The organism is Pseudomonas sp. MHK4, from assembly GCF_054600775.1.
Window position 1 is genome coordinate 96,245 of the sequence record NZ_BAAIAK010000015.1, and the last position, 23,111, is coordinate 119,355.

At 63.5% G+C, this 23,111-nt stretch carries 20 protein-coding genes; 10 read left to right on the plus strand and 10 right to left on the minus strand.

Annotation, left to right across the window (positions count from 1 at the left end):
• Positions 1 to 23: 23 nt before the first annotated feature.
• The 3 genes from ACYP2Q_RS27490 to ACYP2Q_RS27500 all read right to left on the minus strand — a co-directional run bounded on the left by ACYP2Q_RS27490 (position 24) and on the right by ACYP2Q_RS27500 (position 3,409).
• Positions 24 to 1,202 (minus strand): trans-sulfuration enzyme family protein, encoded by a 1,179-nt coding sequence (locus ACYP2Q_RS27490; protein WP_459733351.1) that lies wholly within the window; start codon positions 1,200 to 1,202, stop codon positions 24 to 26.
• Positions 1,199 to 2,575: a pyridoxal-phosphate dependent enzyme gene (locus tag ACYP2Q_RS27495; RefSeq protein ID WP_459733352.1), complete on the minus strand. Its 1,377-nt coding sequence runs from the start codon at positions 2,573 to 2,575 to the stop codon at positions 1,199 to 1,201. The genes ACYP2Q_RS27490 and ACYP2Q_RS27495 overlap by 4 nt, the downstream gene beginning before the upstream one ends.
• A 171-nt stretch (positions 2,576 to 2,746) precedes the next feature.
• Positions 2,747 to 3,409, minus strand: a complete 663-nt coding sequence (locus tag ACYP2Q_RS27500) for a glutathione S-transferase family protein (protein WP_459733353.1) — start codon at positions 3,407 to 3,409, stop codon at positions 2,747 to 2,749.
• Between the two features lie 168 nt (positions 3,410 to 3,577).
• On the opposite strand from ACYP2Q_RS27500, the gene ppk2 reads away from it, so the two are divergent.
• The gene (ppk2, locus tag ACYP2Q_RS27505; protein ID WP_459733354.1) at positions 3,578 to 4,399 is read left to right on the plus strand and encodes a polyphosphate kinase 2; all 822 of its coding nucleotides are present in this window, start codon (positions 3,578 to 3,580) and stop codon (positions 4,397 to 4,399) included.
• A gap of 49 nt (positions 4,400 to 4,448) precedes the next feature.
• Positions 4,449 to 6,227, plus strand: coding sequence for a SulP family inorganic anion transporter (locus tag ACYP2Q_RS27510; RefSeq protein ID WP_459733355.1), 1,779 nt, complete (start codon positions 4,449 to 4,451; stop codon positions 6,225 to 6,227).
• A gap of 87 nt (positions 6,228 to 6,314) precedes the next feature.
• On the opposite strand, the gene ACYP2Q_RS27515 is transcribed toward ACYP2Q_RS27510, so the two are convergent.
• The 6 genes from ACYP2Q_RS27515 to ACYP2Q_RS27540 form a co-directional block, all read right to left on the minus strand.
• Positions 6,315 to 8,762, minus strand: a complete 2,448-nt coding sequence (locus ACYP2Q_RS27515; RefSeq protein ID WP_459733356.1) for a TonB-dependent siderophore receptor — start codon at positions 8,760 to 8,762, stop codon at positions 6,315 to 6,317.
• Positions 8,763 to 8,849: 87 nt separating this feature from the next.
• Positions 8,850 to 9,830, minus strand: coding sequence for a FecR domain-containing protein (locus tag ACYP2Q_RS27520; protein WP_459733357.1), 981 nt, complete (start codon positions 9,828 to 9,830; stop codon positions 8,850 to 8,852).
• Positions 9,827 to 10,333: a sigma-70 family RNA polymerase sigma factor gene (locus ACYP2Q_RS27525; RefSeq protein WP_459733358.1), complete on the minus strand. Its 507-nt coding sequence runs from the start codon at positions 10,331 to 10,333 to the stop codon at positions 9,827 to 9,829. The genes ACYP2Q_RS27520 and ACYP2Q_RS27525 overlap by 4 nt, the downstream gene beginning before the upstream one ends.
• 197 nt (positions 10,334 to 10,530) lie before the next feature.
• Positions 10,531 to 10,986: a MarR family winged helix-turn-helix transcriptional regulator gene (locus ACYP2Q_RS27530; RefSeq protein ID WP_459733359.1), complete on the minus strand. Its 456-nt coding sequence runs from the start codon at positions 10,984 to 10,986 to the stop codon at positions 10,531 to 10,533.
• 135 nt (positions 10,987 to 11,121) lie between these two features.
• Positions 11,122 to 11,574 carry an Ohr family peroxiredoxin gene (locus tag ACYP2Q_RS27535; protein WP_459733360.1) on the minus strand — a complete coding sequence of 151 codons (453 nt, stop codon included), beginning with the start codon at positions 11,572 to 11,574 and terminating at the stop codon, positions 11,122 to 11,124.
• 229 nt (positions 11,575 to 11,803) lie between these two features.
• Positions 11,804 to 12,259: an outer membrane lipoprotein gene (locus ACYP2Q_RS27540; protein WP_459733397.1), complete on the minus strand. Its 456-nt coding sequence runs from the start codon at positions 12,257 to 12,259 to the stop codon at positions 11,804 to 11,806.
• Positions 12,260 to 12,578: 319 nt separating this feature from the next.
• Here ACYP2Q_RS27540 and ACYP2Q_RS27545 point away from each other — a divergent pair, with 319 nt between their 5' ends.
• Both ACYP2Q_RS27545 and ACYP2Q_RS27550 read left to right on the plus strand, forming a co-directional pair.
• Positions 12,579 to 13,916: an MFS transporter gene (locus ACYP2Q_RS27545; protein ID WP_459733361.1), complete on the plus strand. Its 1,338-nt coding sequence runs from the start codon at positions 12,579 to 12,581 to the stop codon at positions 13,914 to 13,916.
• Between the two features lie 25 nt (positions 13,917 to 13,941).
• Positions 13,942 to 15,204, plus strand: coding sequence for a gallate dioxygenase (locus ACYP2Q_RS27550; protein WP_459733362.1), 1,263 nt, complete (start codon positions 13,942 to 13,944; stop codon positions 15,202 to 15,204).
• Positions 15,205 to 16,422: 1,218 nt separating this feature from the next.
• Here the strand turns inward: ACYP2Q_RS27550 and ACYP2Q_RS27555 are convergent.
• A complete protein-coding gene (locus ACYP2Q_RS27555) occupies positions 16,423 to 17,637 on the minus strand; it encodes a LysR family transcriptional regulator (protein WP_459733363.1) in 1,215 nt (404 codons plus the stop codon).
• Positions 17,638 to 17,794: 157 nt separating this feature from the next.
• Between ACYP2Q_RS27555 and galB the strand changes: the two genes are divergently transcribed.
• From galB to ACYP2Q_RS27585, 6 genes are all read left to right on the plus strand, one after another.
• Positions 17,795 to 18,541 (plus strand): 4-oxalmesaconate hydratase, encoded by a 747-nt coding sequence (gene galB / locus ACYP2Q_RS27560; RefSeq protein ID WP_459733364.1) that lies wholly within the window; start codon positions 17,795 to 17,797, stop codon positions 18,539 to 18,541.
• Positions 18,538 to 19,254: a 4-carboxy-4-hydroxy-2-oxoadipate aldolase/oxaloacetate decarboxylase gene (locus tag ACYP2Q_RS27565; RefSeq protein WP_459733365.1), complete on the plus strand. Its 717-nt coding sequence runs from the start codon at positions 18,538 to 18,540 to the stop codon at positions 19,252 to 19,254. Before galB ends, ACYP2Q_RS27565 begins: the two co-directional genes overlap by 4 nt.
• A gap of 2 nt (positions 19,255 to 19,256) precedes the next feature.
• A complete protein-coding gene (locus ACYP2Q_RS27570; RefSeq protein ID WP_459733366.1) occupies positions 19,257 to 20,333 on the plus strand; it encodes a 4-oxalomesaconate tautomerase in 1,077 nt (358 codons plus the stop codon).
• Positions 20,334 to 20,389: 56 nt separating this feature from the next.
• Positions 20,390 to 21,610 carry a helix-turn-helix domain-containing protein gene (locus ACYP2Q_RS27575; RefSeq protein ID WP_459733367.1) on the plus strand — a complete coding sequence of 407 codons (1,221 nt, stop codon included), beginning with the start codon at positions 20,390 to 20,392 and terminating at the stop codon, positions 21,608 to 21,610.
• Positions 21,611 to 21,645: 35 nt separating this feature from the next.
• Positions 21,646 to 22,278: a Vgb family protein gene (locus ACYP2Q_RS27580; RefSeq protein WP_459733368.1), complete on the plus strand. Its 633-nt coding sequence runs from the start codon at positions 21,646 to 21,648 to the stop codon at positions 22,276 to 22,278.
• A gap of 152 nt (positions 22,279 to 22,430) precedes the next feature.
• Positions 22,431 to 23,054 carry an NIPSNAP family protein gene (locus ACYP2Q_RS27585; protein WP_459733369.1) on the plus strand — a complete coding sequence of 208 codons (624 nt, stop codon included), beginning with the start codon at positions 22,431 to 22,433 and terminating at the stop codon, positions 23,052 to 23,054.
• Positions 23,055 to 23,111: the final 57 nt, after the last annotated feature.

Below are 23,111 nucleotides of genomic sequence, written 5' to 3' on the forward strand. Positions count from 1 at the left end.
CGAGCAATAGGGCGTACCTGCCCCTAAATCCGGATGAGGGCTTGCGCCAGGTCTGCGCGCAGGTCTTCCACGTCCTCCACCCCCACCGACAGCCGCACCAGCGCATCACCGATGCCCAGCTGCGCGCGGGTTTCCACGGGGATGGTGGCGTGGGTCATGATCGCCGGGTGTTCGATCAGGCTTTCCACCCCGCCCAGGCTTTCGGCCAGGGCGAAGATCTGCACGTTTTCCAGGAAGCGCCGGGAACCGGCCAGGTCGGTGTTCAGGTCGACGGAGATCATCCCGCCAAAGCCGCGCATCTGCTGGCGCGCCAGTTCATGCTGCGGGTGCGAGGGCAGGCCCGGGTAGTAGACGTGGGCGACTTGCGGCTGGCGTTCCAGCCATTGCGCCAGTTCCAATGCGTTGCTGCAATGACGCTCCATGCGCAGCGCCAGGGTCTTGACCCCGCGCAGGGTGAGGAAGGCGTCGAACGGCCCGGCGATGGCGCCCACCGCGTTCTGCAGGAAACCCAGGCGCTCGGCCAGTTCGGCGTTCTGCCCGACCACGGCGATGCCGCCGATCACGTCGGAGTGGCCGTTGAGGTACTTGGTGGTGGAATGCAGCACGATGTCGAAGCCCAGTTCCAGTGGACGTTGGATCCATGGGCTGGCAAAGGTGTTGTCGGCCACGCAGATGATGCCCCGGTCGCGGCAGGTGCGGGCGATGGCGGCGAGGTCAGTGAGGCGCAGCAGCGGATTGCTCGGGGTCTCGACCATGACCATGCGCGTGTCGTCTTGCAGGGACGCCTCGAACGCCGCCAGGTCCGTCAGGTCGACGAAGCTGAAGCGATGCCCGGCGCTGCGCTGGCGCACCTTGTCGAACAGGCGGAACGTGCCGCCGTACAGGTCGTTGCCGGAGACGATGTGCGAGCCGGCGTCGAGCAGTTCCAGGACCGTGGAGATGGTCGCCAGGCCCGAGGCGAAGGCAAAGCCCCGGGTGCCGCCTTCGAGGTCGGCCACGCAGCGTTCCAGCGCCCAGCGCGTCGGGTTGTGCGAGCGCCCATAGTCCAGGCCCTTGTGCACCCCGGGGCTCTGTTGCAGGTAGGTGGAGTTGGCGTAGATCGGCGGCATCAGTGCGCCGGTCGAAGGGTCCGGCGTTTGCCCGGCATGGATCACCCGGGTGGCGAAGCCCCGTGGCGGGGCGTGTTCATCGTGCTGGCTCATGGCAGGGATCTCCGCAGGTGATTGAGCATGTCGGTTCGGGTAATCAGGCCGTGGAAACCCGAGGCATCCTGGATGATCGCCACCAGTCCGCGACCCAGTTCCGCTTCCAGTTCCGCCAGTGAGGCGCCGGGGGACAGGGTTTGCAGTTTGTCGGTCATGGCGCTGGAGACGGTCTTGCGAAAGTGCGTGACGTCTTCATGCACGCCCAGCAGGATGTCGGACTCGTCGATCACGCCGACCAGTTGTTTGCCGTTGACCAGGACCGGCAGTTGCGACACATCCGCCAGGCGCATGCGCTGGAACGCGGTGAGCAGGGTGTCGTCGGGGCCGACGCTGATCACCCGGCCATCCTCGAAGCGCCGCGCGACCAGGTCGCGCAGGTCGCCGTACTGCTTGCGTTGCAACAGTCCCTGATCGTTCATCCACTGGTCGTTGTAGACCTTCGACAGGTAGCGGGTGCCGGTGTCGCAGACGAAGCTGACCACCCGTTTCGGCTCGGTCTGCTCGCGGCAATAACGCAATGCCGCCGCCAGCAGGGTGCCGGTCGACGACCCGCCCAGAATGCCCTCGGCCTTCAGCAACTGGCGGGCATGATCGAAGCTTTCCTCATCGCTGATCGAGTAGGCGTGGCGCACGCTGGACAGGTCGGATATCGACGGAATGAAGTCTTCGCCGATACCTTCCACCGCCCAGGAGCCGGGGGTGGGGAGGGTGCCACTGCGGCTGTATTCGGCCATCACCGAACCGACCGGGTCGGCCAGGACCATTTCCAGGTCCGGCTGCACCCGCTTGAAGAAGCGGGTCAGGCCGGTGAGGGTGCCGGCCGAACCGACACCGACGACGATGGCGTCCAGATCATGCTGGGTCTGCGCCCAGATCTCCGGCGCGGTGCTGCATTCGTGGGCCAGCGGGTTGGCCGGGTTGTTGAACTGGTCGGCGAAGAAGGCGTCGGGGATTTCACTGGCCAGCCGCGCGGCGACGTCCTGGTAGTACTCCGGATGGCCCTTGCCGACATCGGAACGGGTGATGTGCACCTCGGCACCCATGGCCTTGAGGTGCAGGACTTTCTCGGTGGACATCTTGTCCGGCACCACCAGCACCACCCGATAACCCTTGGCGCGGCCCACCAGCGCCAGGCCCAGGCCGGTGTTGCCGGCCGTGGCTTCGACGATGGTGCCACCGGGTCGCAGGCGGCCATCGCGCTCGGCGGCGTCGATCATCGCCAGGCCGATGCGGTCCTTGATCGAACCGCCGGGGTTTTGTGATTCGAGCTTGAGAAACAGCGTGCACGGTCCGGTATCGAACCGGCTGACGCGTACCAGTGGCGTGTTACCGATCAGTTCGAGTACGGCAGGGCGGGAGTCGTTGGGCATGTCGTCACCTCGTTGCGCTAGCACCATGGATGGACAAAAAGACGGCGGCGAATCATCGCGCCAGTCGTGAAATTGTTGTGTCTGGACCATAGGCCGGGAACGCCACACTCGCAACCGTCCGGGCGAAAGTACCCCCGACAATGGGGGGAATTTTTTGAAAGGGCGTGGCCGCTAGCGAAACCGTTGGGGGATGGCCTCGGCAAACGGATAGAAGGCAAACCAGGGTTTCGCTTCATCGATGACGCGCTGGACCGATGGCCGTTGCGTCAACCTGTCGAAATACCCGTTCAAGTGCGGGTGGTCATCGGGCAAGGGCACCAGCGTGCTGGCATAGAACAGCGCCGGTGCGGCCGCACAATCGGCCAGGCTGAACTCCGGGCTGGCCACCCAGGTCCGCGAGGCCAGCTGGCGCTCGAGCATGCCGTAGGCCGTGGTGAACATGGCCCGTTCCCCGGACAGGTCGCCGTTCGCCCCGTGCAGGCGGTCGGCGACTATCCGTTGCAACGGCCCCTGTACGTACTGGTCGAAAAATCGGTCCCACAGGCGCACTTGCAGCGCAATATCGCAATCGCCGGGGAGCAGGCAGTGCTGGGCGCAATAAGCCCGGTCCAGGTATTCGATGATCACACTCGATTCCGCCAATCCTTGCGGGTTCGCGTCATCGCGGATGACCGGGAACTTGCACAGGGGCCATAACGCCGAGAGTTCCGCCCGGTCTGCCTCGCTGGAAAGATCGATGATCCGCCGCTGGCAATCGATCCCGTGCTCGTAGAGCGCGATCAGGACCTTGTGGCAGAACGACGAAAGCGGGTGGTAATAGAGTGTCAGGGCCATTGTTCAACTCCTCGTTTCCAGCGACGGGATGACTGGTTCGCGAGGCATCCCACAGATGGCAGATTAAGTAGCAGGCGTGTTGTTCGCTACCTTGAACCATGATCTAGACTCATGCCGTTGGTCGGGGAAGTCAAAGGTCAATTACTGAGCAAAAGTGGGGTCCTGGTCATGGCAAAGGACAAGAAGGGCGCACCCAAGGTGCGTTCCGCGCAAGGCGAGAAGCTGAAGAACAAGGACTACCTTGAGCAGTTGCGCCTGTTGCATGTCGAACTGGTCAAGTTGCAGGAATGGGTGAAAGCCGAGGGCATCAAGATCTGCATCGTGTTCGAGGGGCGCGACGGCGCGGGCAAGGGTGGCACGATCAAGGCGCTCACCGAACGCGTGAGTCCGCGGGTGTTTCGAGTGGTGGCACTGCCTGCGCCCACCGATCGAGAGAAGAGCCAGATGTACGTGCAGCGCTACCTGCCGCACTTGCCCGCGGCTGGCGAAGTGGTGATCTTCGATCGCAGTTGGTACAACCGCGCGGGCGTCGAGCGGGTGATGGGCTTCTGCTCCCAGGAGCAGGTGGACATCTTCCTCAAATCGGTGCCCCACGTGGAGCGCGCGATTGTCGATTCGGGGGTCATCCTGCTCAAGTACTGGCTGGAAGTCAGCCCCGAGGAGCAGACCCGTCGCCTCGAGGCGCGCATCAAGGACGGCCGCAAGATCTGGAAGCTGACCCCCATGGACCTCAAGTCCTACAGCCGCTGGTTTGACTACTCGCGAGCGCGCGACGCCATGTTCGAGGCAAGCGATAGCGAGCATGCCCCCTGGCTCGTGGCCAACTCCAACGACAAACGGCGCGCGCGCCTGAACATCATCAGCGATCTGCTCAGCCGCATTCCCTATAAAGAAGTGGCGCGCGACAAGGTAGTGTTGCCCAAGCGGCAGAAGCCGGGCGGCTATCGCGAACCGGATTATCCGCTCAAGCGGATCCCCGAGAAATACTGATGGCTCCGCTCATGCGCATCGACGCTGCACACCCGGGGGCCATTGTCCCATGAGCCAGCCAGACGCTTCACCGTCCGCGGCGGAACCGGGCCGCATCGTGCGCCGCGACAGTGGCGACCTGGCTGGCTGGGGCCGCTGGTTCCCCGGGCTGCGTACGCTGCGCGGCTACCAGCTAGCGTGGTTGCGCCACGACCTGATGGCCGGGCTGGTGCTGACCACGATGCTGGTGCCGGTGGGCATTGCCTATGCGGTGGCATCGGGCGTACCGGGCATCTATGGCCTGTACGCCACCATCGTGCCGTTGATTGCCTATGCGCTGTTCGGCCCCAGCCGAATCCTGGTGCTGGGGCCGGATTCTTCGCTGGCAGCCGTGATCCTCGCCGTGGTACTGCCCCTGTCGGGCGGCGATCCGCAGCGCGCAGTCGCCCTGGCGGGCATGATGGCCATCGTCTCGGGAGCCGTGTGCATCCTTGCGGGCATCGCGCGCCTGGGCTTTATCACCGAGTTGTTGTCCAAACCGATTCGCTACGGCTACATGAACGGGATCGCGCTGACGGTGCTGATCAGCCAGTTGCCCAAGTTCTTTGGCTTTTCCATCGATACCGAGGGGCCGCTGCGAAACCTGTGGGCCATCGCGACTGCGCTGGTCCAGGGCAAAACCAACTGGACCGCGTTCATGGTCGGCGCCGCCACCCTGGTGGTGATCCTGCTGCTCAAGGGCCACAAGCGCATACCTGGCATCCTGATCGCGGTGGCCGGTGCGACGATCGCCGTGGATGTGCTGGACCTGGCTGCGCGCGCGGGCGTGAAGGTCCTTGGCCCGCTGCCCCAGGGCCTGCCGTCGTTCGCCATTCCCTGGATCACCAGCGCCGACATCGTGCCGGTCCTGATCGGCGGTGGCGCCGTGGCGCTGGTGTCCTTTGCCGACACCAGCGTGCTCTCGCGTGTGTACGCGGCGCGCACCCGCACCTACGTCGACCCCAACCAGGAAATGGTCGGGCTGGGCATTGCCAACCTGGCCGCCGGATTGTTCCAGGGGTTTGCGATCAGCAGCAGTTCCTCGCGTACGCCCGTGGCCGAAGCCGCTGGCGCCAGGACCCAGTTGACCGGCGTCGTCGGCGCGCTGGCGGTGGCCTTGCTACTGCTGGTGGCGCCGAATCTGTTGCAAGACCTGCCCAACAGCGCCCTGGCGGCCGTGGTGATCGCCTCCGCCATCGGCCTGATCGAGATCACCGATCTGCGGCGCATTTATCGCATCCAGCGCTGGGAGTTCTGGCTGTCGATCGTCTGCACGGTTGGCGTGGCCGTGCTGGGGGCGATCGAGGGCATCGGCCTGGCCATCCTGATTGCGGTGATCGAGTTCCTCTGGGATGGCTGGCGCCCATACTCTGCGGTGCTGGGGCGCGCGCGAGGGGTCAGGGGCTTCCACGACATCAAGCGCTACCCCGACGCGCGGCTGATTCCCGGCCTGGTCATCTTTCGCTGGGATGCCTCGCTGTTTTTTGCCAACGCCGAACTGTTCCACGAGCGGGTGCTGGACGCCGTGGCCGCATCGCCAACGCCGGTGCGCTGGCTGGTGCTGGCGGCGGAACCGGTCACCAGCGTCGACGTGACCAGCGCCGACATGCTGGCCGAGCTGGACGACACCCTGAAGGCGGCGGGCATCGAGTTGCGCCTGGCCGAGATGAAGGATCCGGTCAAGGACAAGCTCAAGCGCTTCGGGTTGTTCGAGCGGTTTGGCGAAGCGGCGTTTTTTCCGACATTGAATGCAGCCGTCAGCGCTTATCTCGCGACGCATGCGGTGCAGTGGCCATACCCCGAGGATTAGGGGCAGCCGGATTCGCCCGGACACAAATCGGACAGGTAAACCGCGGTAAACGTGTAGGAGCCGGCAAGCCGGCTCCTACAGGGGGGGTCAGAACGTTGGGGTGTATTTCACGCTGAACATCAGGTTGCGTGGCTCGCCGAAATTGTTGTTGCCACTGAGCTGGCTGTATCCCGCGGTGTAGTAGTGCTTGTCGAACAGGTTGTTGGCGTTCAGCGCCAGGCCGATCTCCTTTGTGAGCTGGTAGCCGGCGCGGGCACTCCAAACGGTATAACCCGGCACGTCGAAGGTGTGTTCGTAGCCCAGGGTATGGCTTTGGGTGGTGAAGCCCAGGCCAGTGCTGACACGGTTCCAGTCGCCGCTGAACTGGTAATCGCTCCACACCCGCAGCATGTGCTTGGGCGTCCAGGTGCTGAAGACCTTGCCTTCGTTGTCCGGGTCATCGAGGTACTTGGTGGTGTTGTAGGTGTAACCGGCAAACAGCTGCAGGCCAGTGAGGACTTCGCCGCTGATTTCCGCGTCGAGCCCCTGGCTGCGTACTTTCCCCGCGGCGATCGAGCAGTACCAGCCGTCGCAGGCGAAACCCGACGCCAGGTCGTTGAGCGCACGGTTCTCCTGGTCATAACGGAACAGCGCCAGGGAGGTGTTGACCCGGCCGTCCATGAGCTCGCCCTTGAGGCCGACTTCGTAGTTGCTGCCGATCACCGGCTTGAGCATCTTGCCGCTGGCGTCGCGCAGGGCCTGGGGTTCGAACACGTCGGTGTAGCTGGCGTACACCGCCCATTCACGGTTCAGGTCATAGATGATGCCGGCGTAGGGCGTGACCTCTCCGGATTCGTTGGCGGTGCTTTGCGGGTCGGCGTTGACCACGTCGCTGAACGCGACCTGGCTCCATGACTTGTAGCTGTAGTCGTACCAACTGACCCGCGAGCCGAGCACCAGGGTCAAGGGTTCGATCGGCTTGACCCGCCAGCTGCCGTACAGGCCTTTTTGCCGAATGTCGTATTTGCTCGGCGTTGCCCGGCCGCCGGCGGTATTGAGTATCCCGTCGTAGCTGATTTCCGGGCGGTCGTGGTCGATGCCGAAGATGGTGTCGGTGCTGTCGTTGAAGGTTCGGGCGAACTTGTCGTCCGATGTGTATTTGGAGTAGTTACCGCCGATCATGACTTCGTGCTGCATGGACAAGGCGTCGAAGTGGCCGATGAGGTTCATGTCCAGGCCGAGCTTGGTGGCGTCGAAATCGGTCACGAAGTCAGCGTATTGCACGCCGCTGCCGTCGGCTTCCAGGCCATCGCCGCTGCTTTGCAGCCGCTGGTTTTTCGCCTTGTTGTTTTCCGTCATGCGCACGGCGCCGACCTTGAACGCCCAGTCGTCGTTGAAGTGGTGCGCAAGGTCGGTGTAGACGGTGGTGACATCGATGTCCGAATGGTTCCAGCGCGCGCCTGTGTAGGTGGAACGCGACACATCGAGGGGGCTGCCGTCGGAATAACGCGGCAGGCCGCGGATCATCGGGCGTGACTCGGCATCGGAGTAGCTGACCGCCAGGCCCAGGGTGGTGTCCTCGCGCAGGTCGAAGTCCAAAGAGCCGTACAGCGAGTGGGTCTTGCTCCATTCATAGTCGATGAACGAATCGCTCTGGTCTTCATCGGCGACGAAACGTCCGCGTAGGGTTCCGGCCTGGTTCAGTGGCCCACCGGCGTCCAGTTGCAGGCCGTAGTGATCCCAGGTGCCGGCCTTGCCGGTGACGGTCACGGTCGGCGCGTACTGGCCGCGCTTGCGCACCAGGTTGATCGCGCCGCCGGGGCTGCCGGTGCCCTGCAGCAGGCCGGAGGCGCCGCGCAGCACTTCCATGCGATCGAAGAAGATCAGGTCCTGGGTGGCCCAGTTGCCCAAGGCGTAGGTGTTGCGTGGGATCGGCACGCCGTCGTATTGCCAGTCATCGATCTGGAAACCGCGGGAGGTCAGGATCATGCCCTTGCCCACGCCCTGGACGCCGACCAGACCGGTGGTCTTGTTCGCAGCGTCCTTGAGGTCGGTGAGGTCCTGGTCGTCCATCTGTTTGCGAGTCATCACGGTGACCGACTGCGGGATTTCCTTGAGGGTGTGGGTGCCCTTGCCGATGGTCACCGCCCGCGCGGCGTAGGAACCCGAGCCTTCGGTGGTGGCGTCGGCGCTGTTTTCGATGATGTTGGTCGCACCCAATTGCAGCGCGGCAGTGCCGGTGTCAGTGGGGGCAGGCTCGACGCTGAAGTTGCCCTGGGCGGTCACCCGCAGTTGCAGGCCGCTGCCCGCCAACGCCCGCTGCATTGCATCTTCAGCTGACATCTGGCCCTTCACCGCCGGTGCTTGCTTGCCCTGCACCAGCGCCGGCGCCAGGGAAATGATCTGTCCGCTCTGGCTGGCAATGGCATTGAGGGTGCTTGCGAGCGGGCCGGCGGGCAGATTGAAGGGCAGGGTTTGTCCTTGCGCCAGGGCTGGGCCTGCCAGGGTGGCCAGGGCAACGGCGACGGACAGCGAGTGGGACCACGGGTTGAACACAGCATTCTCCTGAAGGTGTAAGTGTCAGGAGATAGGTGGGATGAGAATTGAAAACCGGACACGAATAAGAGTGATTTGCAAAAAAAATTATTCTCTGGCCGGTTTTGCGCGGATCAACGCCAGCCACGGACTGTAGTGATCGACCCGGATCGGCAGGGTTTCCGCCAGCGCCGCGAAGGCACGCGCGGGGTCGTCGAGCGGGAACACGCCCTGGACCCGCAAGTCGCGAACCTCAGGGGCCAGGCGGACAAATCCGCGACTGTAGGGGCGCAGCGCATCCACGACGTTTTCCAGGGGCTCGTCCAGCACATTCAAGCGCCCGCCGAGCCAGTCGGCGCGATGTCGCTGATCGCCAGGAACCGGTTCGATGCGCCGCGGGTAGAGCAGGGCGGACTCGCCCTCCTGCAGGTCACGTCGAGTGCCATCGAAGAGACTGGCCTGGACTGAATGCTCCAGCACCACAACACGGCTGGCGTCCTGCGCCTGAGCGACCAGGAAACGCGTACCCAACGCGCGCACCTCACCTTGGGCGGTGCGCACACGCAGCGGGCGGCGCGGATCGGGCGCAACCTGAATTACCAGTTCGCCGTGGCGCAGGATGACCAGCCTTTGCTTGCCGTCGAATTGCAGGTCCACCGCGCTGTCGGCGTTGAGGCTCAAGCGGCTGCCGTCGACCAGGTTGAAATCCTGGCGCTGCCCGCGTCCGGTGGACAGGTCGGCGAACAGGCTATCGCCCAGCGGGCTGCGCGCCCCCAGCCACAAACCGCCACCCAGCAGGCCAAGACCTGCGATCACCCGCAGCGCATCACGCCGCGATGCCTGCGGTTGCAGGAGCACCTGGCGAGCGTGCTCAGTGTGCCCCGGCAAGCGTCGATCCAGGGCGCGCAGGGTGTTGAAGGAGCCGCCCAGGCGCTCCTGCAACCTGGCCCAGGCCTGGGCGTGTGCAGGGTCCTTGGCCAGCCAGGTATCGAAACGTTCCTGCAAGGCGGGCGTGGGGGTACCGGCGCGCAGGCGCACCATCCAGTCGATGGCCTGCTCGCTGACAGGGTCCAGGCGCTCTGTTTTCATGCCGCCATCTCGCTCAGGTAGCACTGGCGCAACGCCTGTTTCATGTAGCGGCTGACCGTGCGCTCCGACAGTCCCAGCTTGTGGGCGATCGCGACATAACTCATGCCGTCCAGCTGGCTGTAGAGGAAGGTGGCCTTGACCACCGTCGGCAGGCCATCCAGCGCCCGGTCGATGGCGACCAGGGCTTCGATCAGCTGCAGCTGTTCTTCCGGGGACGGTGCGAGCATCTCGGGCAAGGTGGACAGGCGTTCGAGATAGGCCAATTCCAGCTTGCGCCGACGATATCGATCGAAAATGAGCCGTCGGGCGATGGTCGAGAGATAGGCGCGGGGCTGTTCGATGCTGTCGGGATCGACCCGGGCCATCAGCATCTGGCAAAACGTATCGGCGGCAGTGTCCTCGGCGTCCGCATGATTGCGCAGCCGTCGCTGGATATGCTGCAGCAGCCAACGGTGATGATCGCTGAAAAAGTAGCTCAGCTTGCTGGTGGAGGGAGGTTGCACCGGTGGTTTTTCCAGATGTTAGTGTGAATCGTTCTCAATACTAACTTCGTGGAGGGGGCTACCGCAATCATTGACTTGGTTGGGCTATGTAGGAGCTAGCTTGCTAGCGATGGTCGTTAACGATAACGCGGGCATTCAGACAACACGCGTTATCGTTGACCACCATCGTCGGAACGCCGCCCGGAGCAAGCTCGCTCCTACAGGGTTTTGGTGGTGCGGATAAGGTTGTTGCGCAACGCCACGATCGCCTGCTGCATCTGTACGAAATCCTCGGGATCCAGGCCGGTTTGCGGAAAGCCGTCTTCGGTCAGTTCCGCGCGCAGTTGGCGACCGGCGTCGGTCAGGCTGATGCGCACCTGGCGTTCATCTTCCGGGTCGCGCTGACGCAGCAGGTAACCCATCGCCTCGAGCTTTTTCAGAATCGGGGTGAGGGTGTTGGATTCCAGGAACAGCTTTTCTCCCAGGCTGCCGACGGTCTGATTGTCCTGTTCCCACAGCACAACCAGGGTGATGTATTGGGTGTAAGTCAGGCCGAGCCGTTCGAGCATCGGCTTGTAGGCCTTGCCGAACGCGAGGTTGGTGGAATAGACCGCAAAACACAGGAAGTCGGAGAGCTTGAGATCCAGGGCGGACGTCTTGTCGGTGTTTTTCATGGGGGTTCTCTTTGGGCGGGCTGCAAGTTGGGCGGGCTGCAAGACTGGCACTGTACATCGTATGCGATGGTGTCGGAAGAGCTCTAACCTGCGGGCGCCTGGCCGGTCCCCCCAGGGAACCGGCCGTGCCATGGGTTACGCGGTCTGCACGTTGATGGTCACGTCAATGTTGCCGCGGGTGGCCTTGGAGTAAGGGCAGATCGCATCGGCATTGTGGGCCAGCTCGGTCGCGACTTCGTGCGACAAGCCCGGCACCCGCAGGGTCAGGCGGGCCTGGAGGAAATAGGCGGCGCCGGTCTGGCCCAGATCGACTTCGATGTCCACGGCCGTATCGGCCGGCAGGGTCACTTTCGCCTGTTGGGCGGCCAGACCCACCGCGGCGATGTAGCAGGCCGACCACGCCCCGGCGAACAGTTGCTCGGCTTTCGGGTGCGGTTGCACACCGGTGAACACGTGCGCCGGAGTGCTGTTGCCGGGGGACGACAGTTCGATGTCGAGGTTGCCGTTGTGGCCGCGCGTGGTGGTGCCGGCGCTGCTCAGGGTGGTGTGGGTCTTGCCGCTGGCCAGGACTTTTTCGATCTTGCTCATGGGGTGAATCCTCAAGGGTGTAGTCAGGTTTGATTTAGTATCGCGTGCGTTTAGATCGCATCCGATGGAAATAATAGTCCTCCAGAAGTCGAGTGACGTCAAGGGGTACGATCCTGGCTGGTCGACGAACGGCCAGCTTCAATTGCCGTTCAATAAAAAAGCCCCGGGCTGTTCAGGCCCGGGGCTTTGTATTGACGTTTGGCGATCGGTTCTCGACGGCGGGGGATGATCAGCTTTGCGGCACCACCCTGGCTTCATTGCCGGCGCCTTCGATATAGACACTCTGGCCTTTGCTCAGCGCGGCATTGACCGGCTGGGTCACCGACACCAGCACGCCGCTTTTGGTGCGCACGATGATCTGCTGGGCCTGTTGCGGTTGATCGTATTTTTTCTTTTCGGCGTAGTTGCCGCCCGCCGCACCCGCGAGGGCACCGGCGACCATGGCCACATCACGCCCGGTGCCCGAACCGATCAGGCTGCCGATGCCCACGCCGGCGAGTCCGCCAAGAATGGCGCCGACGCCGCTGTCGTGATTGGTCTGCATCTGCGTCATGGTGATCTGCTCGATTTTCCCCGAGCGGATTTCCATCTCGCCGGCGCCACCGCTTCCAGCATCGACGGCGGCGCAGGCACAAAGCACAAGACTTACAAGGGTAATCGTCAGCCAGGAAGCGGTGGTTTTCATGTCGAACTCCATCATCCAGGGGAAGCGGTTCATGCAAACGCATCAGCGCAGGTTAGACGAAGGAGACTAGCACAGGGCCCTGGGGCCGCAGCCGTTGCGACGATGGCGCCGGTACGAGCGCGGAAAAACTCACCTGCAAAATCTCTCCTCGAAAACAACTCGATAAGAAAAACCGATACCTGCTTAAGGATTTCCCAGAGGCGGGGCAGGCACCTGCGGCTTTAGAGTCACGCCCAACGTTCGAAGGGTGGATGGCTGCCGGGCCAGCCGTCATAACCGAGCCTGACGCAACTCCTACAAAAACAAGAAGGTGAAAAGCATGAGTCACGAAACGGTCGATATCAAAGCGTGGATCGACAACCGACCGGTTGCCGGATACCAATGGCTCATCATGAGCCTGTGTTTCTTCGTCGTGCTGTTCGATGGCTTTGACGTCGCGGTCATGGGTTTCATCGCGCCTTCGCTGATCCAGGACTGGGGTCTTTCCAAGGCGGCCTTTGGCCCGGTGATGAGTGCCGGCATGGTCGGCCTGGCCATTGGCGCATTGACGGCCGGCCCTTACGCCGATCGCCTGGGGCGCAAGAAAGTGCTGTTGATCGCGGTGACGGGGTTCAGCGTGCTGAGCCTGGCCTGTGCCTTTGCGCGCAACCCCTACGAACTGGCAGCCCTGCGGCTGCTGACCGGCGTCGCCCTGGGCGCCGCAATGCCCAATACCACCACGCTGCTCTCCGAATACTTGCCGCAGCGTAATCGCTCGCTGTTCATCACCCTCATGTTCACCGGTTTCAACATGGGCTCGGGATTGGGCGGTTTTCTCGCGGCCTGGCTGATCCCGCAGCACGGCTGGCAATCGGTGTTGCTCGCTGGCGGTATCCTGCCGCTGGTACTGCTGCCGTTCCTCTGGCTGCTGTTGCCCGAGTCCCCGCGTTTCCTCGCGGCGCATCATGCGCCGGCCAGTCAGATCGCCAAGGTGTTGAACAAGTTGGGCGGGCGTTTTTCGCCGAGCACGACATTCACCCTCAGCGAACCCCAGGTCCAGCACAAGGCGCCGGTGCGCATGCTGTTCAGCGAGGGTTATCGCTTCGGCACGCTGGCACTGTGGATGACCTACTTCATGGGCCTGCTGGTGATCTACCTGACCATGGGCTGGATGCCGACGCTACTGCGCGAAGGCGGCCTGTCCATCGAACGTGCAGCGACCATCACCGGCCTGTTCCAGATCGGCGGCACGGTTGGCGCGATCCTGGTCGGCTGGGCCATGGACCGACGCAATCCCAACGCCGTCATTGCGACCTCCTATGCCTTGGGCGGCGCGTTCATCCTGCTGCTGGGGGCTTTCAGCCTGGAGTCGAGCCTGCTGGCGTTCGGCGTCGTCGCGGCAGGCTTCTGCATGAGCGGTGCGCAGACCGGTCTCAACGCCTTCGCGCCCGGTTACTACCCGACCGATTTCCGCGCCACGGGTGTGAGCTGGATGCTGGGCATCGGTCGTTTCGGCGCTATCTTTGGTTCTCTCATCGGTGGTGCGGTGCTCAGCCTTGGCTTGGGCTTGCCGCTGCTGTTCACCCTGTTGAGCGTGCCGGCCTTCATCGCCGCGCTGGCGATCCTGGCCAATGGTCATGCCCGGCGCCGGGTCAGCCAGACTGTACTGGCGCAATAATTTTCTTCGAACACAGGAACTTGTCATGGCACGCATCATCGGTGGTCTCGCCGTCTCCCACACACCCACCATCGGCTTCGCAGTCGATCACGACAAACAGAACGAGGCGGCCTGGGCGCCGATCTTCGAAGGTTTCGAACCGATCAAGGTGTGGTTGAAGGAGCAGCGGCCGGACGTGTTGTTCTACATCTTCAACGACCACGTGACGTCGTTTTTCTTCGACCATTACGGCGCGTTTTCCCTGGGTGTCGATGAGCGTTACGAGGTCGCGGATGAGGGCGGCAATCCACGTTCGTTGCCGGCGGTCGGTGGGCATGCGGCGCTGTCGCGGCACATTGGCCAGAGCCTGATGGCCGATGAATTCGACATGAGTTTTTTCCGCGACAAACCTCTGGATCATGGCTTCTTCTCGCCGATGTCGGCGTTGTTGCCCTGCGAGCCTGAATGGCCGGTGGAAATCGTGCCGCTGCAGGTCGGCGTGTTGCAGTTCCCGATCCCCAGCGCGTTGCGCTGCTACAAGCTGGGGCAGGCGCTGCGCCGGGCGATCGAAAGCTATCCCGAAGACTTGAAAGTGGCGATTGTCGCTACCGGCGGCGTGTCCCACCAGGTGCATGGCGAGCGTTGTGGTTTCAATAATCCGCAGTGGGACGAGCAGTTCATCGACCTGCTGGTCAACGACCCGGTGCGCCTGACCGAAATGACCCACGCCGAGTACGCCACCCTGGGCGGCATGGAAGGCTCGGAGGTGATCACCTGGCTGATCATGCGCGGCGCGTTGTCGGCCACGGTGAAAAACCTGCATCAGGATTACTACCTGCCGTCCATGACCGGCATCGCCACCCTGTTGCTGGAAAACCAGGATCGGCCAGTGCCGGCCGAAGTCACCGCGCGCCATGTGCAGCACATGCAACACCAGTTGGCCGGCATCGAAAAACTCGAGGGCACCTATCCGTTCACCCTGGAGCGCAGCGCCAAGAGTTATCGCCTGAACAAGTTCCTGCACCGCATGATCGAGCCGCAATGGCGCCAGCGTTTTCTCGATGCACCCGAGGCGCTGTTCGAGGACGGCGGCTTGAGCGAAGAGGAGCGCGAGCTGTTGCGCCGCCGTGACTGGCGCGGATTGATCCAGTACGGGGCGATCTTCTTCGTGCTGGAAAAACTCGCGGCGGTGCTCGGTATTCCCAACCTGCAGGTCTACGCCGCCATGCGCGGCCAGAGCCTGGACGAGTTCATGAAAACCCGTAACCAGCAGGTGCTGTACTCGGTGGCGGGCAAAGCGCCGCGCTGATGTAGGAGCAAGCTTGCTCGCGAAAGCGGTGGGCCAGGCGACATTTATAGACTGGTCGGCCGTCTTCGCGAGCAGGCGCGCTCCCACAGTTTGATTGTCGTCGTGCGCAAGATCCGGGTTCGCTGGAGACCCCTTGTAGGAGCAAGCTTGCTCGCGAAAGCGGTAAGTCAGGCGACATTTATTGACTGGTCGGCCGTCTTCGCGAGCAGGCTCGCTCCCACAGTTTGATTGGCGCCGTGCGCAAGATCCGGGTTCGCTGGAGACCCCTTGTAGGAGCAAGCTTGCTCGCGAATGCGGTGGGCCAGGCGACATTTATTGACTGGTCGGCCGTCTTCGCGAGCAGGCGCGCTGCCACAGTTTGATTGGCGCCGTGCGCAAGATCCGGGTTCGCTGGAGATCCCTTGTAGGAGCAAGCTTGCTCGCGAAAGCGGTAAATCAGGCGACATTTATTGACTGGTCGGCCGTCATCGCGAGCAGGCTCGCTCCCACAGTTTGATTGTCGTCGTGCGCAAGATCCGGGTTCGCTGGAGATCCCTTGTAGGAGCAAGCTTGCTCGCGAAGGTGGTGGGCCAGGCGACATTTATTGACTGGTCGGCCGTCTTCGCGAGCAGGCGCGCTCCCACAGTTTGATTCGCGCCGTGCGCAAGATCCGGGTTCGCTGGAGATCCCTTGTAGGAGCAAGCTTGCTCGCGAATGCGGTGGGCCAGGCGACATTTATTAATTGGTCGGCCGTCATCGCGAGCAGGCTCGCTCCCACAGTTTGATTCGCGTCGTGCGCAAGATCCGGGTTCGCTGGAGATCCCTTGTAGGAGCAAGCTTGCTCGCGAAAGCGGTGGGCCAGGCGACATTTATTGACTGGTCGGCCGTCTTCGCGAGCAGGCTCGCTCCCACAGTTTGATTCGCGTCGTGCGCAAGATCCGGGCTCGCTGGAGATCCCTTGTAGGAGCAAGCTTGCTCGCGAAAGTGGTGGGCCAGGCGACATTTATAGACTGGTCGGCCGTCTTCGCGAGCAGGCTCGCTCCCACAGTTTGATTGTCGTCGTGCGCAAGATCCGGGCTCGCTGGAGATCCCTTGTAGGAGCAAGCTTGCTCGCGAATGCGGTGGGCCAGGCGACATTTATTAATTGGTCGGCCGTCATCGCGAGCAGGCTCGCTCCCACAGTTTGATTCACGTCGTGCGCAAGATCCGGGCGGCGTTCCGACCAAAGCGGTGTATCAGTCACACGGAAATCGCCGCCTGTTCGCGAATCACCCGGCGAATCATCTCCATCAAGGCTTGAGCCACTGGCGTGTGCAGGCATCCATGGCGATAAGTCAGGCCGATCGCCCGGGTGGTCTGTTTCAATTCCACTGGCAGAATGCACAGCTCGCCGGAGGCGATTTCCTGTTCCAGTTGATGCGCGGATACCGCCGCGAGCATGTCCGAGCGCAGCAGCAACCCGCGGATGATCGCCATGTCGGCGCTTTCCACCACCGGCCGTGGCGGGGCAATACCGAAGCGGGCGAAACACTCCTCGAGCATCTGCCTGGCCGGCGATCCGGCGCGGGGCAGCACCCAGCGGGCGCTGCCGAGTTCGTCGTGCAGGGCGGTTTTCGAATAGAGCGGATGATCACGCCGGGCCAGGACCACCATGTCTTCCGTGAGCAACGCCTCGCCGGTCAGGTCGCTGGCGTAAGCCTCTGAACGCAAGGCGCCGAAAATGAAATCGACATCGCCGGCGCGCAGTTCCGTTGCCAGCAGATCGAACGGGCTTTCATTGGTGATCACCTGGATAGCCGGGTGCTCGGCCACCAGGCGCACGATGGCCTCGGGCAGGATGCGCGTGCGGCCAAGGGGCAGGGCGCCGACCTGCACCACCCCTTGCAAGGTACCGCGCAGGGCGGTGAGGTCGGTCTCGATATGGCGCAACTCATTCAGAGCCCGGCGAATCGGGAACAGGATTTCATGGCTGGCGGGGGTCGGCTGCAAACCCCGTGGCGTGCGTTCGAAGAGCGTCTGGCCGCAGCCGCTTTCCATGACCTTGATGGTCGAGCTGATCGCCGGCTGACTCAGGCCGAGCAGACTGGCGACCGTCTGCATATGCCGCGTTTCACAGAGCTTGATGAACACTTGCAGGCGTCGGGCCTGGAACAGGTAAAGCGGCTCGACCGCGCGTTTGTCCCCGCCGCCCAACAGTCGCGGCACGCTTTCCAGTTCGGCGAGTACGCGTCGTGCACGGGGCAGCAGGCGTTCGCCGTAATCGGTCAAACGCATACCGTTGGCGTGGCGTTCGAACAGCGGCACGCCAAGGCGGGTCTCCAGCTCGGCAATCGACCGGGTCACCACTGACTGCGCCCGATACAGCGCCACAGAGGCCTTGGAAACGCTGCCGTGATCGGCCACCCGGACGAAGGCGCGCACGTGCATGAGGCTGGGCAGTTCAGTGGATTGCATGGCGCTTTTGCTCGGACGATCGCTGTTTGTAACGGACTATGCCGCCGCCCTGATCCAGTGGCAATAAAAAAAACGCATACCTGAAACAGCGCAACGCATTACTCCGCTGGCGGGTCTGGGTGCGATGCTCTTTCGAAACGCAGCAGGAGTATCCGCAATGATCGATTCACCGAAAAACGCACCGAAAAACGCGCTGGTGGTCAGCGCTCACTCTGCCGATTTCGTCTGGCGCGCGGGTGGTGCCATCGCACTGCATGCGCAACAAGGCTACAACGTGCACATCGTCTGCCTGTCGTTTGGCGAGCGCGGCGAGTCCGCCAAGTTGTGGCGCAAGGGCCAGATGAGCGAAGACAAAGTCAAAGGCGCGCGCCGCGAAGAAGCCCAGGCCGCCGCCGATATCCTCGGTGCCAGCGTCGAATTCTTCGACATCGGCGACTACCCGATGCGCGCGGACAAGGAAACCCTGTTCCGTCTCGCCGATGTGTTCCGCCGGGTGCAGCCGGAGTTCGTCCTCAGCCACTCGATCAAAGACCCGTACAACTACGATCACCCGCTGGCGATGAACCTGACCCAGGAGGCGCGCATCATCGCCCAGGCCGAAGGCTACAAACCGGGCGAGAAAATCGTTGGCGCGCCACCGGTCTACAGCTTCGAACCGCACCAGCCCGAGCAATGCGAATGGCGCCCCGACGTGTTGCTGGACATCACCCAGGTCTGGGACAAGAAGTACGCCGCGATCCAGTGCATGGCCGGCCAGGAACACCTATGGGAGTACTACACCCGCGTCGCCCTGCAGCGCGGCGTGCAAGCCAAGCGCAACGTCGGGATCACCTCCAGCCGCGACATCATTTATGGCGAAGGCTATCAAAGCCTCTTCCCGCGCGTGACGGAGAACCTGGCATGAGCGAGTTGATCGGAAAAACCGGCATCGTCGTGCGCAATATCGCCCGGGCCGAGCGCGCGCTGGTCGATGAGCTGCAACGCTACGGCGTCGCGACCATTCATGAAGCGCAGGGGCGCAAAGGCTTGCTGGCGTCGTCGATCAGACCCATCCAGCGCGGCACCCTGATCAGTGGTTCTGCGGTGACCGTGCTGGTCGCGCCGGGCGATAACTGGATGTTCCATGTGGCGGTGGAGCAGTGCCGGCCGGGGGATATCCTGGTGGTTGCCCCCAGTTCGCCGTGCACCGACGGTTACTTCGGCGACCTGCTGGCGACCTCGCTCAAGGCCCACGGCGTGCGTGCCCTGGTGATCGATTCCGGGGTGCGCGACACCCACACCTTGCGCGAGATGGGCTTTGCGGTCTGGTCCCGGGCCATCAATGCCCAGGGCACGATCAAGGAAACCCTCGGCTCGGTCAACCTGCCACTGGTGTGTGGCGGTCAACTGGTCAACCCGGGGGATGTGGTGGTGGCCGATGACGATGGCGTGGTCATCGTGCGCCGCGCCGAAGTCGCGCAAGTGGTCGAGGCCAGTCGTGCCCGCGCCGACCTGGAAGAACACAAGGCCCAGCGCCTGGCCAATGGCGAGTTGGGCCTGGACATCTACAACATGCGTGAGCGCCTGGCGCAAAAGGGCCTGCGCTACGTCGACAGCCTCGACGAACTCGGAGACTGAGCATGGGCCAGATTCGGATTCCTTGCCTGTTGATGCGCGGGGGGACGTCCAAGGGCGCTTACTTCCTCGCGGGCGACTTGCCCGATCAGCCGGCGCTGAGAGATCGCGTGCTGCTGGCGGCCATGGGTTCGCCGGATGCGCGACAGATCGATGGCATCGGAGGCGGCGATTCGCTGACCAGCAAGGTGGCGATCATCAAGCCCTCCGCGCGCGTTGATGCCGACGTGGATTACCTGTTCGCCCAGGTGCTGGTGGATGAGCCGCGGGTCGATTACGGGCAGAACTGCGGCAACATCCTCGCCGGCGTCGGGCCGTTCGCCATCGAGCGCGGGCTGGTAGCCGCCCGGGGCGAAGTGACCGCGGTGCGCATTTTCATGGAGAACACCGGGCAGATAGCGGTCGCCCATGTGCCCACGCCCCACGGTGCCGTCAACTACAGCGGTGAAGCGCGAATCGACGGGGTGCCCGGTGGCGGCGCGCCGCTGATCGTCGAGTTCGAGGATGTTGCCGGTTCCAGTTGCGGTGCGTTGTTGCCCACCGGCCAGGTGGTCGATGTGTTCGATGGCATCGAGGTCACCTGTGTCGACAACGGCATGCCGGTGGTGCTGATCCGCGCCGCCGACCTCGGCCTGCGCGGCGATGAAAGCCCTGGGCAACTCGATGCCGACAGCGCGCTGAAGGCCCGTCTCGAATCGATCCGCTTGCAGGCCGGCCCGTGCATGAACCTGGGCGAGGTGGCCCAGCGCAACGTGCCGAAGATGTGCCTGATTGCGCCGGCACAGGCAGGCGGGGCGCTCAGCACCCGCACCTTCATTCCCCATCGCTGCCACACCAGCATCGGCGTGTTCGGCGCAGTTAGCGTGGCGGTTGCCTGCCTGATCGAGGGCAGCGTGGCGGCGGGTATCGCCCGGGTCGACGAGGGCGAGGTGAAGCGTCTTCAGGTCGAGCACCCCACGGGTGAATTCAGCGTTGAGCTGCGTCTGCGGGACGGTGTGTTGGCAGGATGTGGCTTGATGCGCACCGCGCGCCTGCTGTTCGACGGTGTGGTATGCGTGCCGGATGCGTTGGCCTGGTCGTGATATAGACTCATCAGGAGGGCTATCTCGACAGGGGTGACAGGCGTGGCTGGATTGCAATGGACTCGATGATCACCGCCGCCGCGCAGGCGCTGGCCGCGGGGGATCCGCTGGGGGCGCTGGACCGGGTCGCGCTGCGCGACGATGCACCGGCGCTGGCGCTGCGCGGCATCGCCATGGCGCAACTGGGTGATCTGGTGCGGGCCAAGGCGCTGGTGCGCCGGGCGGCGCGGGCGTTCGGGCCGCAAGAGGCGCTGGCGCGGGCGCGCTGTGTGGTCGCCGAGGCCGAGATCGCACTGGCGTCCCGCGACCTCGGCTGGCCGGTCAAGGCCCTCGAGGCGGCGCGGCTCACCCTGGAGGCTCACGATGATCGGGTGAACGCGGCCCATGCGCGCTATCTGCAGATCCGCCGTCTGTTGTTGATCGGCCAGCTTGATCAGGCTCAGGAGCAACTCGCGCAGCTTGCCCCGGCCACCTTGCCACCGCCCCTGCGGGCCACCCATGAACTGGTGTCGGCGGGGATCGCCATGCGCCATTTGCAAGCCCAGGCGGCGCGTGCTGCCTTGGCCCGGGCGGAACTCGCCGCACAACAGGCCGGCATTCCCGCGCTGTTGGCGGAAGTCGAAAGCGCGCAGCACCTGCTCGATAGCCCCGCCGCTCGCCTGATCAGCCATGGCACTGAGCGACCGGTGTTGCTCGACGAAGTGGAGGCGTTGCTGGCCTCGACCGCACTGGTGGTGGATGCCTGTCGAAACGTGGTGCGGGGTTCGGGCATGTCGGTCGCGTTGGCGAAGCGTCCGATCCTGTTCACCCTCGCGCGGACTCTGGCCGAAGCCTGGCCGGCCGATGTGCCCAGGGAAATCCTGATTGCCAAGGCGTTTCGCCTGAAACTCAGCGATGAATCCCATCGCGCCCGGTTGCGGGTCGAAATCGGCCGCTTGCGTGCCGCGCTCAAACCCCTGGCCGGCATCCATGCGACTCGCCGTGGCTTTGCCCTGGTGGCGCAGGTTTCACCCCAGGTGGTGCTGCTCGCGCCACCGGTCGAAGACAAGTACGCCGCGGTGTTCGCATTGCTGGGCGACGGCGAGTCCTGGTCGAGTTCGGCCCTGGCCCTGGCGTTGGGCAGCAGCCAGCGCGGTGTGCAGCGCGCGCTCGAATCGCTGGCAGAAAAGGGCAAGGTGCAGTCGTTCGGACAGGGGCGGGCACGGCGCTGGCTGACTCCGCCGGTGCCCGGTTTCGCGACGACCTTGTTACTCCCCGTTCCGCTGCCCGGTGGCTAGGATGATTCCACCAACCCCTTTGGAGGAACACCGAAATGAAACAGTCAGCCGCCGAAATCCTGCGTGAATATGGTCCGTTTACCGATGTCGATGATGTACATGGCGTCACCTGGGACGGTGAAAAGGTGTGGTTTGCAACGACCGGAAAACTCCATGCCCTCGACCCGCAAAGCGGCCGGATGTTGCGCTCGATCGACGTCGCCGCCCATGCCGGTACAGCGTTTGATGGCCAGTACCTGTTCCAGATCGCTGAAGACCGTATCCAGAAAATCGATCCGCAAACGGGTCGGGTAATCTCGACCATTCCCGCCCCCGGCGGCGGCAACGATTCGGGCCTGACCTGGGCCGAAGGCTCGCTGTGGGTGGGGCAATACCGGGAGCGCAAGATCCACCGGATCGATCCCGAGAGCGGCAAGATTCTGCGCACTATCGAATCGAACCGCTTTGTCACGGGCGTGACCTTTGTCGAGGGGGCCCTGTGGCATGGTACGTGGGAGGGCGACGAGAGCGAACTGCGCCGCATCGACGCGAAAACCGGCGAGGTACTCGAGAGCGTCAAGATGCCGGACGGCATCGGGGTTTCAGGGCTTGAGTCCGACGGTGGCGAGCGGTTTTTCTGTGGCGGTGGCAGCAGCGGGCGGGTGAGGGCGGTGCGGCGCCCGTCATGAAGCGTCGCACCTGACTCAGGCGAGAAGGGTGCTCTGCGTGAGCAGGACGCCCTGCGCTAAAGAAACTACCTAGGGTAAGGCTGTTCATCTCAATATCTCACCCGCGGACACTGGCATAGGCTGTGCACCCGCTGACCATTGCCGGAGTCGTTATGCGTTTTTTCGAATTGATTACTTTTACCGTGCGGGTACGCACCGTTGCCGACGCGCTGATGCGTATCGAGGTGGCGCTCGATAGCCCGGCCGTCGGTGGCCAGTTGATGGGCTGCTGGGTGTCGGAGCTTGGCCAGTTGAACCAGATTGCCGTGCTGCGTGGCTATGCAGACGAACGTCTGCGGCAAGCGGAGCGCGAGCGCTTTTTGCTGGGCGGGGACGTGTTTGGCCTCGGCGAGTTCATTACCGATCTGCGCATCGAAAACTACAGCCTGTTTCCCTTCCTTGAGCCCTTGAGTGCCGGCACGCATGGCCCATACTACGAGATGCGCGTCTACGATCTGATCAGCAGTGGCCTGCAACCGACCCTCGATGGCTGGCGCAAGGCGATTGAACCGCGCACCCGTGCACCGTATTCGCCCGTGTATGCGGCCTTCTACGCCACCGACGGCGATCTGCCGCGCTACCTGCATATCTGGCCGTGGACCACCCTGCAACAGCGTCAGCAGGTACGCACCCAGGCGGTAGCCGACGGTGTTTGGCCGCCGGAAAACTCCGGCCCGCAACTGCGGGACATGCGCTCTACGATTTACCTGCCAGCGCCGTTTTCACCCTTGCAATAAAAGCCCCGCTTGCTCACCGGTTTCAAGTGGCGTAAACAGTGCACGCGCCGAGCGGTT